Annotated in this window: 9 protein-coding genes; 2 read left to right on the forward strand and 7 right to left on the reverse strand. The window is 63.2% G+C overall.

The features are described from left to right. Positions 1–42: 42 nt before the first annotated feature. From WG899_RS09015 to WG899_RS09025, 3 genes are all read right to left on the reverse strand, one after another. Positions 43–3,807 carry an EAL domain-containing protein gene (locus WG899_RS09015; RefSeq protein WP_339595299.1) on the reverse strand — a complete coding sequence of 1,255 codons (3,765 nt, stop codon included), beginning with the start codon at positions 3,805–3,807 and terminating at the stop codon, positions 43–45. Next, positions 3,791–4,948, reverse strand: a complete 1,158-nt coding sequence (locus tag WG899_RS09020) for an ABC transporter substrate-binding protein (RefSeq protein WP_339595300.1) — start codon at positions 4,946–4,948, stop codon at positions 3,791–3,793. Before WG899_RS09020 ends, WG899_RS09015 begins: the two co-directional genes overlap by 17 nt. A 138-nt stretch (positions 4,949–5,086) precedes the next feature. Further along, positions 5,087–5,512 carry an Lrp/AsnC family transcriptional regulator gene (locus WG899_RS09025; protein ID WP_339595301.1) on the reverse strand — a complete coding sequence of 142 codons (426 nt, stop codon included), beginning with the start codon at positions 5,510–5,512 and terminating at the stop codon, positions 5,087–5,089. A gap of 182 nt (positions 5,513–5,694) precedes the next feature. On the opposite strand from WG899_RS09025, the gene ocd reads away from it, so the two are divergent. After that, positions 5,695–6,783 (forward strand): ornithine cyclodeaminase, encoded by a 1,089-nt coding sequence (gene ocd / locus WG899_RS09030; protein WP_339595302.1) that lies wholly within the window; start codon positions 5,695–5,697, stop codon positions 6,781–6,783. Position 6,784: 1 nt separating this feature from the next. Here ocd and WG899_RS09035 read toward each other — a convergent pair whose 3' ends face one another. The 3 genes from WG899_RS09035 to WG899_RS09045 all read right to left on the reverse strand — a co-directional run bounded on the left by WG899_RS09035 (position 6,785) and on the right by WG899_RS09045 (position 9,350). Beyond that, positions 6,785–8,005, reverse strand: coding sequence for an ATP-binding protein (locus tag WG899_RS09035; RefSeq protein WP_339595303.1), 1,221 nt, complete (start codon positions 8,003–8,005; stop codon positions 6,785–6,787). A gap of 88 nt (positions 8,006–8,093) precedes the next feature. Then, positions 8,094–8,855, reverse strand: a complete 762-nt coding sequence (locus WG899_RS09040; RefSeq protein WP_339595304.1) for a substrate-binding periplasmic protein — start codon at positions 8,853–8,855, stop codon at positions 8,094–8,096. A gap of 54 nt (positions 8,856–8,909) precedes the next feature. After that, the gene (locus WG899_RS09045) at positions 8,910–9,350 is read right to left on the reverse strand and encodes an HIT family protein (RefSeq protein WP_339595305.1); all 441 of its coding nucleotides are present in this window, start codon (positions 9,348–9,350) and stop codon (positions 8,910–8,912) included. Positions 9,351–9,412: 62 nt separating this feature from the next. Here WG899_RS09045 and WG899_RS09050 point away from each other — a divergent pair, with 62 nt between their 5' ends. After that, a complete protein-coding gene (locus WG899_RS09050) occupies positions 9,413–10,408 on the forward strand; it encodes a Bug family tripartite tricarboxylate transporter substrate binding protein (RefSeq protein WP_339595306.1) in 996 nt (331 codons plus the stop codon). A gap of 1 nt (position 10,409) precedes the next feature. Here WG899_RS09050 and WG899_RS09055 read toward each other — a convergent pair whose 3' ends face one another. Next, a complete protein-coding gene (locus tag WG899_RS09055; protein WP_339595307.1) occupies positions 10,410–14,486 on the reverse strand; it encodes a response regulator in 4,077 nt (1,358 codons plus the stop codon). Positions 14,487–14,648: the final 162 nt, after the last annotated feature.

Here is a 14,648-nt window from a genome sequence, read left to right on the forward strand (position 1 = left end):
CGCCCCCCCATTCCCTGAACTGCACGCCAGAGGAATCTTGGCTCAGGAGAGAACGCTACCGACATCACCCCGAGAGACCGTGCTTGCCAGCAACGCTTCGAATTCCCCCACCGGAAGTGGCCGGCTGAACAGATAGCCCTGATAAGCAAAACAACCCTGGCTACGCAAGAAGTCGCGCTGCTCCTCGGTCTCGACGCCTTCGGCAATCACTGACAAGCCCAGACTGTCCGCCAGCACCACCACCATGCGAGCAATGGCGGCGTCATTGGGGTCGACCAGGATGTCCCGTACAAAGCCCTGATCGATCTTCAGCTGATCGAGCGGCAAGCGTTTCAGATAGGCGAGCGAAGAGTAGCCGGTGCCGAAGTCATCGAGTGAAAAACCGACGCCAATCGCCTTCAAGGCCTGCATCTTGGCCGTCACCTCTTCGATATTGTTGACCAGCAGTCCTTCGGTCAACTCTAGCTTCAGGCGTTCCGGCCGCGCCCCAGTGCGCGCCAATACCGCCTGCACCTGCTCGACAAAGCCGTCCTGGTGAAACTGCTTGGCGCTGACATTGACCGCCACGCTCAGCGCAGCCAATTCAGGTTGATCTGCTCGCGCTGCCCAGTCGGCCAGTTGACGACAAGCGGCATCCAGCACCCATTCGCCCAGCGGCAGGATCAGGCCGGTGTCCTCGGCCAAGGGAATGAACTCGGCCGGCGACACCATGCCGCGCTGAGGGTGCCGCCAGCGCAGCAGCACCTCCGCACCCACAATCCGATCAAAGCCGCTGCCTGCGGACGGCTGCTGCATGAGCTGGGCTTGAAAGTACAAGAAGAACTGCCCCTGCGCCAAACCCTCGCGCAGGCCCTGCTCCAAGGCCACACGGGCCGTCACCACGGCCTGCATCTGAGGGTCAAAAGCGCGCAAGGTGTTCTTGCCGGCGGCCTTGGCCTGGTACATCGCCAGATCGGCTCGCTTCAAGGGCTCGTCAATGCCCTCGGGCCGTTCACCAAACAAGGTAACGCCAATGCTCGGCGTGCTGTGGTGCTCTTGAGTGGACAACTCGTAGCCCTTCCCGAGCAGCTCAAGCATCTTGCGGCCCACCACATCCGCCTGCGCCGCAGCCTCGGCAGGCTCACCACTCAGGTCCTCCAGCATCACCACGAACTCATCACCGCCGAGCCGAGCCACCGTGTCGCAGTCGCGCACGCAAGCGCTCAAACGCTTGGCCACCTGAACCAGCAGGATGTCCCCGTACTCATGGCCCAAAGTGTCATTGAGCGTCTTGAAGTTATCCAGATCCACAAACAGCAAAGCACCCAGATGCTGGTGGCGCAGACCCGTGGCCAGGGCCTTCTGCAGCCTGTCCATCAACAAGCGCCGATTGGGCAACCCGGTCAACGGGTCATAGTAGGCCAAGCTCTTGATCTGCTCCTCGCTGGCGCGGCGCTCGGTGATGTCTTGAAAGGTGCCCGCCAAGCGCAGCGTGACGCCGCCCTCTTGCTCGGCGAATCCTTGCGTGCGCAGCCACTTGCTGCGTCCGCGCACCGTGATGATGGGCAGTTCTAGGTCATAAGGCGTACCTTGCTCAATCGCCGTCTGCATCGCGGCCTCGAGCTGCGGCCTGATCTCGGCCGCGAAGAGGTCGAGGCCCCACGCCGGTGGAGGCACAGAAGAAGGCTCGAGGTCATGGATGCGGTAGGTTTCATCCGACCAAATCAGCGTATTGCTGCGAAGGTCCAACTCCCATCCGCCCACCTTGGCCAATTCGCCGGTGCGCGCCAGCAGCGCGGCCGAGCGATCGAGCGCCTCGCGCATTCGGTAGTCTTCGGTGACATCACTGAACACCAGCACCACGCCCAAGATCGTTCCAGCACTATCTCGAATCGGCGCGGCGCTGTCGGAGATTTGGTACTCCCGCCCGTCCCGGGCCAGCAAAGCGGTGTGGTTTGCCAAGCCAACCACTTGCCCATGGGCCATGACCGATTGCACCGGGTTGGTCGACGGCTCGCGCGTCTGCACATTGATGATGCGGAAGACCTCGGCGAGTGAGCGCCCCAGGGCCTCGGCCAAGGTCCACCCTGTCAAACGCTCAGCGGTCGTGTTCATGCGGGTAATCCGCCCTCCGGCATCGGTGGCAATCACGGCGTCACCGATCGACTGCAAGGTAATGGCCAAGTTCTCTTCGCTCAGGCGCAGGCGCTCCTCGCTGGCTTTGCGGGCCGAAATATCGCGAATCGTTGCCTGCATCAGCGCCAAGCCCTCGACCTCGACGCGGTTCAACAGCACTTCGGTCATGAAGGCCGCGCCGCTGTCGATTCGCTGATGCAGCCATTCAAAAGCCAGACTGCCATCCTGCAAGGAGAGCTCAGTGATTTTTTCAGCCGCCAAGCGCGAACTTTCGCCACTCGGCTGCAAGGGCGGTGACAAGTCAGCCGGATGCCGACCCAACAACTGCTCGCGCGAATCGACGCCAAACATCCGCAGCGCGGCAGGATTGCAATCGATCACCAAACCGCCATTGAGCAGCAAGACCGCATCGGCGCTGAACTCAAACAAGGTTCGGTGCCGCGCCTCGGATCGCTGCAACTCTTCGCTGCGCTCACGCACCTGCGTTTCCAAAGTATGGTGAGCGCGCGCGATATCGCGCGCCATGCTGTTGAAGGCCGTTGCCAAAACCGCGACTTCGCGGCTCTGGTCACGCTCAGCCACCTCTGCGCGCACCGTCAGATCGCCGGCACCCAAGGCGCGGGCGGCAGTGGCCAGCGTTTGCAGCGGTAGGCTTAAACGCCGCGCCAACCAGTTGATCAACACCAGCCCGAGCAGCGTCAACAACACACCCGCCAAGCCCAAACGCCAGGCTGTGTCACTCAAGCCCTCGACGGCCTCCCGCTCCAAGATGAAGTGAGCCAGATTCCAGCCCCGGGAACCACTGAGCGGCAGCGGCCGATACACCACCAGCAGCTTCTCGCCGCCACGCCCTTGCTCCCGCAAGGAGCCCTCGAAACCTACAGTGAGTCGAGAGTTGCTCTCGTACACCTCGGCGGCCCCCTCCAATTCCGGAAAACGCGCCAAGGGCCGACCCGTCGAATCAAACAACAAGGTCGCCCCGAGTTGCCCCGCACCCGTCAACTCGAACGCAGCCCCGAAATCGACAAACTTCTGCAGGTCGATGAAGGCCACCACGACCCCGACAAGTCGACCGCTCACATAACCATCGGCATCCCGCACATGCATCTGGCGAAAAATCCCCAAGCCCCGACGTCCGTCGGGGCCGGCCATTTCTGCCACGACTTCAAGTGCACCGGGCTGGCGCAGCATGCGAATCAACTCGGGTTGGCGAAAGGCCTGGCCCACCTCGGCGGCATCGCTGCTTGCCACCACGCGCTCGGTTTCTGGATCAAGCAAAGCGAGACCCTGGAACCGGTCGGGATAGGCCCGCTGCCAGCGCTCGAAGACCCGCAACAAACTCGCTTGCGCCGACTCGCGTCGATCCAGCAGCCCGGACAGAACGACGTTCTCAGCGACGATCAGCACATCGCCACGGCGTTCCTTGATGCCACTGGCCAAATTGTCGCGTTGCAGATCGGCCCGCGCTTCCAGGGTTCGCAGCGCCTGATTCAGGCGCATATCGGCCGCGCCCGATATCCCCAATTGCGGTAGGCCGAAATACCAAAGCGCCAGCAAGGCCGTCATGGCCAGCAGAAACAAAGCGCCGAAGTAACTCGCAATTCGCTTGGACAGCGCTAAGTGCCGATGCGACGCGGCGCCCGGCGACGAAGGCACATCGGACAAGGTGACAGGCTCAGTCCGAATAGTCATAACTGCGCAATTGGTAGGCGCGGGCCATGCCCTGCACGCGAGCCAAGCCGTCGTAACGGAAGGCCGTCTCCACCTGCGCCCAGGTGCTGGACGGCGGTAACTTGCCAAGCTTGCGCAGGAATTGGAACTCCTGCTGCAAGGGCGGCGCCTCGGCATGAACCAAGATATGCGGCGCCGACGGGACATTCAGGATCTCGCGTCGGGTAATGGTGGCAATCTGCGCCGCCGTCAGTCCCGAGGCCTTCCCGTCGAAGGTCTGGGTGTCAGCCATCGCCCAGCGTGCAGCCCGTTCTAGATTGGCGCTCGACATGCGCATCCATTCCAAGGCACGCAGATACGCCGCCACCAACAACGAAGCGGCTTGCGGAGAACGCTGCTCAAAGCGCCGTTCGATCACAAAGTAATCGCTGCTCTGGCTGCGAAACACGATATGGTTCTTGTCGCTGCGGGCCAGCGCCAATGTGGGTGCGGGCTCCCAGGCCGCAAAGGCGTCGATGTCGCCGCGCTCCAGCGCCTGCGGCATGTCGACCACCCCGACCGGCACCATCTTGACCTGCGTCTCTTGAATACCGGCCGAGGCCAAGCCTTGCAGCAAGGTCAGATGGGCACTGGAGCCTTCCACATAGCCGATGCGCTTGCCGGCCAGATCACCCACCTGCACATCCCCTTTGGCCACAATGGCCGTCGACGTTTGCTTGACCAGACCCACGATCAAGACCTGCCCCGCCGCCGCGGCCAGCAAGGTCGGCATATCCCCCAAGAGCCCAGCCTCAAGACGCTGTTCACCGAGCAAGCCAATCATGTCGGCGCCGCGGCGAAAAGGATGCACCTTGAGCGGCTGTCGGATCTCCGCCAGCGCCCGCCTCAAGATGGAGTCGCGCTGAATGACGGCACTGATCACGCCGGAGGGGTAACCCAGCGGCTGAGCACCCAAATCAAGTTCCGGCGAGGCGGGCTGCAAGCCATAGCGATCAAAGTAGTTGTCCGCCATGGCCGGACTCAAAGCACAAGCGCCGGTCAGCATGAGCAGCACCAGGAGGATGCGCTGCCCCCTACGAGCGTGCGGACCGAGCGAACGCTGCGAACGCCAAGCTTCAGCGGCATCGCGCGCGTCCGAGTGACCATTGACGGAAAAATCCATGGCGATTCCCTCGCTCAGTCCCACCGTTTCAAATCGACCGCTTCAAATCGACCGCTTCAAATCGAATCGCAGACCATCCTACTATGGGCTCGGTCGCCCGCCAGCCGAGTGTTGTCAAGCTTTTTGAGACTGGCGCGCTCAGGTCGCCTTGTAGCTCTGCAAATGGATGCTGGTCTCGGTGGCACCAATGCCCTTGATCAGCCGCACCCGCTCCAGCACCTCGGCCAACTCGCCCAGGGTGGCCGCGCGCAGCTCGGCCAACAGGTCCCAGCGGCCATTGGTATCAAACAAGCCGGAGACACCCGGTTCGCCGAGCAAGATGCTGATGACTTCGCGGGTCTTGTTGCCCTCCACCGCAATGCTGGTCCAGGCGGTGATCTCATTCGGCGTCACGTCCGGGCGCAGCTTGACGGTATAGCCAACGATCACGCCGCTGTCCTCCAGCTTGGTGATGCGGTTGCTGACCGTGCCGCGCGAGACCTTCAGCTTGTTCGCCAAGGTGGCGACGCTGGCGCGCGCGTCGTGGCGCAAGAGCGCCATCAGTTGTTGGTCCAGGCTGTCCATAGCGGCTCCACATCGACGTTGAAAGCTGGGGCGCGTTGCGCCCTTTTTCGCTCGAATTCTGTCATATCGGCAATTGCTACTGTCGAAATGGCAAGTTTTTATGATTTTTTAATCATTTGTTGCTCTTCTCGCTAACAGCCAGGTTGGCAAAAATCTCCCCAAGAAATCAAATGGAGACTTTCATGACCACCTTGCTGACCACCCAAGACGTCGCCCACATCACCCAGACACTCGGCATCGCCGAGGTCTTCAAACGCATGGTCGGCTATCTCGAATCCGACTATCTGCGCTGGGCCGAGTTCGACAAATGTGCCCGCGTCGCCAGTCATTCCGAGGACGGCGTGATCGAGCTGATGCCGATTGCCGACGGCGAGCTCTACAGCTTCAAATACGTCAACGGCCATCCGAAAAACACCAAGTCCGGCCTGCCCACGGTGATGGCCGTTGGCCTGCTGGCCGAAGTGGCCACCGGTCGCCCTGAGTTGGTCAGCGAGTTGACGCTGACCACCGCCATCCGCACCGCCGCCACCTCGGTGATGGCCGCCAAGGCCCTCGCCCGCAAGAACTCCCGCAGCATGGCCTTGATCGGCAATGGCGCGCAAAGCGAGTTCCAGGCGCTGGCCTTCCACTACCTGCTCGGCATCAATGAGATCCGCCTGTTCGACATCGAAGCCGCCGCCACCGCCAAGCTGCAGCGCAATCTGGCCGGCATCGCGGGCCTGCGTTTGATCGTTTGCCAGAGCACGGCCGAGGCCGTGCGCGGCGCCGACATCATCACCACCGTGACCGCCGACAAGACCAATGCCACCATCATCACGCCCGAGATGATCGAACCCGGTATGCACATCAACGGCGTCGGCGGTGATTGCCCCGGCAAGACCGAGATGCACCGCGGCGTATTGGAAGCATCCAAGGTGTTCGTGGAGTTCGAGCCGCAGTCGCGCATCGAAGGTGATCTGCAGCAGATGCCGGCAGACTTTGCCGTGACCGAGTTCTGGCAGGTGCTGAAGGGCAGCCGCAGCGGCCGCGACAGCGCCGATCAAATCACCTTCTTCGACTCGGTTGGGTTTGCGCTGGAAGACTTCTCGGCCCTGCGCCTGCTGCGCGACCTGGCGCGTGAATTGGGCCTGGGGCAAGACGTGGCCCTGATCCCGACCATGGCCGACCCGAAAGACTTGTTCGGCCAGCTGCGCGCCCCAGCCCCCACGGGTCTGCAAGCCGAAACCGTTACGAGCTTCAAGCCAGTCGCTGTCAACCGCCGGGCAGCCTGATTCAGCCCAGCCAGCTTTGGTCCGGCGGCTTGAGGCCCTTGCCCTGGCGCCGCTGCTCGCGCAGGCTGCGAATCACTTCGTCCAGCCGCGCACTGTCGGCCTCGGCCAGGGCTTCGACAATGCGCGTGCTCAGCTGCGGTAATTGGGCTTGCACCGCTTGGGCGGCCTGATCACGCCGCGCCAGCCTTGAGGCCAAGCCTTGCTGAGCCACCTTGGCCAAATCTGCTTGCTCCGAAGCGCGGTACAAGCGCTCCAGCGCGCGGTAGGTCGGCATGGCCACCACATCCCTAACACGCAACTCACCGGGCTCAAACACCCGCGTCAGCAGGTCCAGGGCGGTCTGCGCGTCACCTTGCTCATCGGCCATCAAGGCCAGCTCCAACAGCACCGGCCGGCGTACCGCATACCAGCCGGCTGACTCTGATTTGGCCAAGGCATCCAAGAACGCGCCGCGCGCCAATTGCTGGCGCCCACAGCGACGGTGCCAGCGCGCCAAATTGGCCCGCAGCATATAGACGATGTAATCACCGGCCAGTCCGGGAGCCAAGGCCTCTGCCTCGGGCACAAAGCCATCCACCTTGCGCAAGATCGCCTGCGCCAAATGCGGGAGCTCAGCCTCCAAATACATATCGTGCAAGCTGCAACTCAAATGCAGTGCATTCGAGAAGCGCCGAATTCGCTCGTACAGGGGACTGTGCTGGTCCATATAGCCCAGCGCTTCAAACATGAAGCGCTCGGCGGCCGGCCCGTCCCCCATGAAAAAGTACGTCATCGCCACCCGTTCCAGGGCCTGAGCGGTCAGCAAGCGGTCTTGCAGCAACAAGCCGTCTTGCATCGCCACATGAGCAGCGCGCAAAGCCTGCTCCGACATGCCGCATTGGGTATGCGCGAAAGCCAGTTGCGTCATCAACTGCGCGCGTTGGCTGGAGGGTTGATCGAGGGACACCAAATCCAGCATCCGGGCGCCCTCTCGCAGCACCTCTTCAAAACGATCGAGTTTGCTCAGGCCGACGATGCACATCATGCGAGCCCGGAACTCCAAATCACGCAAGCTCGCGTTGCCGGGGGTCGCCAAGTCCTCGATGTCCTTCAACAGGAACTGGACACGGTCGAACCCCGCCTCCAGGCTGCCTTCTTGGAACAGCGCCTCGACCTGCGCCAACTGCTGCTCAAGCGCCGCCAAGGCCTCAGGGTCCAGCGGGTTTTCATTCATGGCAAGCATCGCTCACACCTCTTCTTGGTTCGCGGGCGCCGGCGCCATGGGGCAGTCCGGCGCTCTCGCTTGATGCCGTTCTCGAAGCCTTTGTCTCTCAATCTTCAAAATAGCGCTGCCGCAGCTTGGCGTAGCGCCCGTCGCGTTTGAGTGCATCCAGCGCGGCCTGCAAACGCTGCCGAGTGGCCGGATCAAAATTCTGGTGCAAGCCGTACCAATAAGACAGCCGGGTATCCAACTCATGCACCTGGGTCAGGGCCGAGAACGGCAGCTTGAGCTGGCGCAGATTCCAGGCCGCGGCCCAGTCCAGCATGACCAGGTATTCCATCCGGCTGGCCAAGAGCTTGCGCAAATTGCTGGCGTCATCCTGCGCCCACTCGATGTCCTCGTCGGACTTCAGGCCGAGCGCCAGCAACTGCTTGCCGGCGGCCGATTCACGCACCGCGCCGAGGCGGCTGCCACCCAGCTCACCGAAACCCGCAAAAGACAAGTCGGTGCGCTTGCTCAAACGATAGATGACGATGCGGCGTTCGCTGATCGGCCCAACCCATTGGTATTGGGCCTCGCGTTCAGGCAGGCGCGCGAGCGAAAACAGTAACGAGTCGCGTGACTCGCCGGCCGAGCGGACGGCACGCACCCAGGGTTGCACCTCGATGTCGAGCTTGAGTTTGGCCTCGCTGGCCATCATGCGCAGCAATTCAACACTGAATCCGGCCGGTCCCGTTTCGCCCGAGTAATTCAACGGCGGCAGGTTTTCGGTAAAGCCATGCAAGACCTGACCCTGATCGCTGGCGCGAACCCAGCCGCAAGGCAGCAAAGCGCTCAGCAGCACATGGTTCAACTGACGCCGCTTCAGCATCGGGCGGATTCCTTCACTGTTGGGGGCCTGCGGCCAGTGTAAGCCGAGGTGCGCTCAGCCGAGCAGCGTCGACAGCGCCGCGCGCACCCTTTCATCCAAATCACTCAAGCCGACAGCCAAGCGATCCACCGCCGCCCCTTCCAGGCCGCGCATGGGCACGCCCCAGATCGGATTGGGAAAGTGGCTGTCCCAGTCAAAACGGGCCACAACATGCCAATGCAGATGCGGCACCACATTGCCGAGCGCGGCCAGATTGATCTTTGTCGGCCGCAAGGCCTCGCGCAAGACCCGCTCGATCACGGTGACCGCCTCCATGCAAGCCAGCCTCTCGGGACCACTCAGCTCGCTGAACTCGGCCACATGGGCCTGCCAAACGAGTCGGTAAAAGGCCGGAAACTGTGCATCCTCGGCGCGAATGACGCGCCACTGCGGTGTTTGCAGGATCAACAGGCCTCCATCGTCGCGGCAAAGAGGGCATTCAGGGGCGCTGGTCATGACAAGGGGCTGGCTATGGCTAAGATGCGCCGACTGTAGCAACCCAAGACAGGAATCGCTTCATGTGCCTCAACGCTCCCATCGGCTCGCGTCGCCGCCAACTCCTCGGCATGGCCCTGCTGGCCCTGAGTCCCCTCGGCGCCAGCCCAGCGCTGGCCGACAACTGGCCCAGCAAGCCGATCAAATGGGTGGTGGCCTACCCCGCCGGCGGCGGTTCTGATTTCCTGGCCCGACAACTCGCGCCGCAGCTGGCCAAACAGCTTGGCCAGACCATCATCATCGACAACCGGCCCGGCGCGGCCGGCAGCATCGGCACCGATGCAGTGGCCAAGTCTGCACCCGATGGCTACACAGTACTGAGTGGCGACAACGGCGCCATGGTGTTCAACCACGCGATGTACAAGAAGCTGCCCTATGCGGTCAGCGACCTCGCGCCAGTTGGCCTGATGGCTCGCTTCCCCTTGATCCTGACCGTCAACCCCGCCTCCGGATTCACCAGCGCCCGCCAGTGGCTGGCAGAGGTAAAGGCCCATCCGGGCAAATACAGCTATGCCTCCGCCGGCATCGGCAGCCCACACCATTTGGCGATGGAATTGATCAAGGAACGCAGCCAAAGTTTCATCGTCCACGTGCCCTACCGCGGCACTGCCTTTGCGATCCAAGACCTGATGGCCGGCGTGGTGCCGATGGCAGTTCTGGACAGCGCCGCCGGTCTGCCGCAGATCCGCGCCGGCAAGCTGCGCCCGCTGGCCGTGCTGAGCAGCAAGCGCATCGCGCAGCTGCCGGATGTGCCGACCTTTGAAGAACTGGGCCTGAAGGGCGTCGACGTCGCGGCCTGGCAGGGTCTGTTCGTCCCCAAGGGCACGCCCGAAGCCATCACAGCCCGCCTCGGCAGCGAGATGCAGAAGGCGCTGGCCATCCCGGAGGTGAAGGCGCGGCTGGAGGATTTCGGCCTGGAGCTCGCGCCCAGCGATGGCGCAAACCTGAGCCGCTTCATTCAACAGGAAACGCAGGCTTGGCACGCCTTGATCAAGGAGCGCCGCCTCTCGGCGGAGTGAGTCAGGGCGCCGGCGGGGCGGCCAGGGCCACGATGTCGGCGGCCAAGGCCCGCAAGCTGGCGTTGTTGGCGATGATGGCCTGCGCCAAGCCGGCGCGCCAGGCCGCGTCGGGCGCTTCAGCGGCCTTGAGCATCGCCTCGCCTTGCCCGCCCAACTGAGCCAAGTCGGTCGCCCCCAAAGTGGCGGCCAAGCCCTTGAAGCTGTGCAGCGCCATCTGGGCCTCGGGCATTTGCCCCAGTGACAAAAAGGCGTCGAGCTGGGCCGGCAAGTTTTCTGCATTGCTGCAGAAGGACTTGACCATGCGCTGATACAGCTCGGCCTTGCCCATGAAACGGTCAATGGCCGTCTGAGCGTCGATGCCGCAGGCCTGCGCCCGGGCCTGCAAGTCGGCTGGCAACGCCAGCGTGGCGAACTCCCGCGGCGCGGCCGCACCCGGCTCCGTCCGCCCCGTCATGCGCAGCACCACCCGCACCAGCTGATCAATCTCAAAGGGCTTGCTGACATGGTCGTTCATGCCGGCCGCCAAACAGTCATCCCGGTCGGAGGCCATCGCATTGGCCGTCATCGCCACAATCGGTAGTTCCGTCAGCCCCAGGCCCTCACCCTCCTCGGAGCGGATCAGGCGCGACGCAGTGAAGCCATCCATCACCGGCATCTGCACATCCATCAGCACCAGATCGAAGGCGCCGGGTCGCTCGCGCAAAAGCTCGACGGCCTGCCGGCCATCACCGGCCAATTGCAACTCGGCCCCGGCCTGTTGGAGCAGCTCCTTGGCGACCTGCTGATTCAACTCATTGTCTTCCACCACCAGCAGCCGAATCCCCTTCAAGGCCTGCCGATTGGCGCCACGCGCACGCGCCCGGTGCCGCACATTGGAATGCCCGGCGCGCACGCTCAGCACCATGTCATGCAGCATGGCCGCAGTCACCGGCTTGACCAAAATGCCGTTCAAGCTGGCCTGTTCTTGATCGCTGCGTTCGGCCAGACGTTCGCGGCCGTGGGCCGTCACCATCACCGTCACCGGCGCCTGCGGACCGAGCGCTTCGCGCATGCGTGCGATCGTCAACCAGCCGTCCATGCCGGGCATTTCCCAGTCCATCAAGACCGCGTCAAAAGCACCGCCACCTTCATTGCGTCGAGCCTGCATCAGCGCCAAGGCCTCGGCACCACTGGCCGCCACCTGCGCCTCCCAGCCCAGCGACTCCACCATATGCTGCAGCAGTTCGCGCGCCAGCGCGTTGTCGTCGACGACCAAGACTTGCAGATGCTCGTGTTCAGCGGCGCCTGCGGCTTCATCCGGCACCTCGGCCAGAGCCGTGCCGATCGGCAGATCGAGGGTGAAGAAAAAGCTGCTGCCGCGCCCCAACTCACTCTCAAGCCCCAAGATCCCGCCCATCAGATCGACCAGGCGCTTGGAAATATTCAGCCCCAGGCCAGTGCCGCCAAAGCGGCGCGTGGTCGACACCTCGGCCTGCGAAAAACCTTCGAAGATGTTCTTCTGGTTCTCCGGCGCGATGCCGATGCCGCTGTCGCGCACCGAGAAGCGCAGTCGCGCCGATTGCTCCTGGCGCTGCAGCAGTTCGATGCGGATCAAGACCTCGCCTTCGGCGGTGAACTTGATGGCGTTGCCGCTCAGATTGATCAGCACCTGCTGCAGGCGCAAGGCGTCAGCGATCAGCACCGGCGGCACTTGCGGGTCAATATCGAACAAGACCTCGACCGGCTTTTTGCCGACATTGGTGGACACGATCACCGACAGGTCGCGCATCAGCTGATCGACGGCGACGGGCTGCGGGTCCAGCGTCATCTTGCCGGCATCCATCTTGGAAAAATCGAGGATGTCGTTGATCAAGCCCAACAGCGACTTGGCCGCGCCGGATGCCTTGACCGTGTAATCCAGCTGGCGCTCATCCAGGTCGGTGTTTTGCAAGAGCTTGAGCATGCCCAGCACCGCGTTCATCGGCGTGCGGATCTCGTGGCTCATATTGGCCAGGAACTGGCCCTTGGCGGCGGTGGCGGCCTCCAGCTGGCGATAGGCATTGGCATTGTCCAGTGCGATGGCGCCGTAGCCACACAGCGCCCGCATGATCGAAATCTCGCGCTCGCCATAGGCATGCTGCTGCGGTGACTGCACCGACATCACCCCCAGTACCCGCTCCCCAACCAGCAGCGGAAAGTACATCATGCTGCGCGTTTCCAGCGTGCCGGGAATGGCGGCAGTGCCTTCATCGGCACACTCGAGTTCGATCACCAACTCGGCCGATTCGCGCGCGCAGCGGGCGAAATGCGAGCTCGGATGATCCAGTGCCAACTGCGCACCGGGCACCGACTGATCCCCCTCCATGGCGAACACCATTTCCAAACGCCGATTCTCGATATCGAGCAGGCTAACGCCGAAGAAGGACGCATCCATCAGTCGATGCACATGCCGGTTCAGGGCCGCAAATACCTCATCGGCATTCAGGCTGGCCGTCACCTCACGGCCGATCTGACCCAAGGTCTCCAGCGTGTCGCTGGTCTCCTGCAATGCCGCCGCCCGGCGTGCCTCGGTCTGCGCCAGTTGGCGCTGGTGTTCCGCCTCGGCATGCGCGCGCTCGGTATCCTGGCGCACCTGCAGGGCGATGGCCCGCTTGTGACCTTCGGCCACGCGGCTGCTTTCTCGGGTAGCCGTCGCCTGCGTTGCATAGCCATAGGCGGCCCCGAAAGCGCCGATGCGGGCATTGGCCCGCGCCAAATCGTCCAGCAATTCGGTCGGCGCCGACAAGCCACTGACGGCGGCCACCCGGTTCAAGGCCAGCTGCAAAAAATGCAGTTCCGCATTCTCCTGCTGCATATCGGGCGGCGCAGGCAAACCGGGGCTGCGATAGACCTCGGCCATCACCCGCAGGACCTTGATCTGCTCTTCGACATTGCTGTGCTGCTCGGCCAGCGCCTGCGCCAACTCGGCCTTGGCCAAAGCCTCGGGCAAGAGCCCCAGGCGTGACAGCGTCAAGGCCTGACCCCGGAAGCAACGCAGTTGCAACATCGGCTCGCCCAAGACTGCGGCCGAGGCCTCGGCCTGGGCAAAGCGCTGCTGCGCCTCTTGCAGCTCACCCAGGTCGAGCAACAACTCACCCAGGTTCTGCAAAGTCATCACATAGTTGTTGGATTTGTTCAGTGCGCTCAGCACCGACAAGGCTTCCTGCAAATTGGTTCGCGCGTCTTCTCGCCGCCCGAGCAGGCGCAGCACATTGGCCGACTGGGTCAGGGCCAGGCCCAACATGCCGGGCCAGCCGGTACGGCGCGCCAGCTCCAAGGACTGGGCTGACCATTCCAGCGCCGCATCGAAGTCCCCCAACGATGAAAAGGAGTCGGCACCATTGCCGGCGGACACAATCGCCAGCCGGGTCTGGCCGGTCTTGATCGCACAGTCTCGGGCGATGGTGAAGTGCTTGATTGAACCGGCCAGATCATCGGTATAGCCAGCCACCACGGCCCGCACGCTGGCCAGCATGGCCGTCACCACCGGACCGTAGTCGCGCGCGGCATCAAACTGCTCGGCCACCAGCACGGCGGCGGCCTTGGCATCGCGAAAGGCGGCATATAAAAGCCGGCGAGCCGAGCTCGCCTGGACCCGCTCTTCATCGCCGCCGGCGCGAAAATTTTCCTCGGCGGCGCTGAGCATCTCATCGCGCAATTGCGGTTGGCCACGCTCGATGGCCAAGGAAACCAGCAGTCCGCGGCCATCACCGGCGCCGACCCGATCGCCGAATTTTTCGAACATCTCGATCGCTCGGCGCACCAGGGGCTCGGCCAGATCGGGTTTGCCCTTGAGCCAAGCTGACTCGGCCCGCACCAGCAGTAAACGAGCACCACCCCGGTGGGCCGCCTCGGGCTCCAGGTCCAAGCCGACCATCAAGGCCTCGGCCTCATCGACCAGTTGCAAGGCGCGGCCGCAATCACGCTGGCGCAGATGCCAGGCCAGCGGCACCAAGATGGCCAAGCGCATCGGCCCCGACCACAAAGCCAAGGCGTCATCCAGCGCCGCTACCTCAGCGTCATCGACGAACTGCGCGACGGTTGGGTCGAATGTCCTCACAAGTCCCTTGCTCAGAATTGGTCTTGGCCGCGTGTTCAGTTGAACATATTTTCAAGACCTCACCAAGCCGGCTAGAAGGACAAGTTGCTACAAAAACAAAGGCGAATTCGCGCTATCGCCACCGGCCTGCATGGGGCACAAGCCGGCAGCGACACGAGCGGT

It is taken from the genome of Paucibacter hankyongi, from assembly GCF_037482915.1.
GTDB classification, from domain to species: Bacteria; Pseudomonadota; Gammaproteobacteria; order Burkholderiales; family Burkholderiaceae_C; genus Paucibacter_A; species Paucibacter_A hankyongi.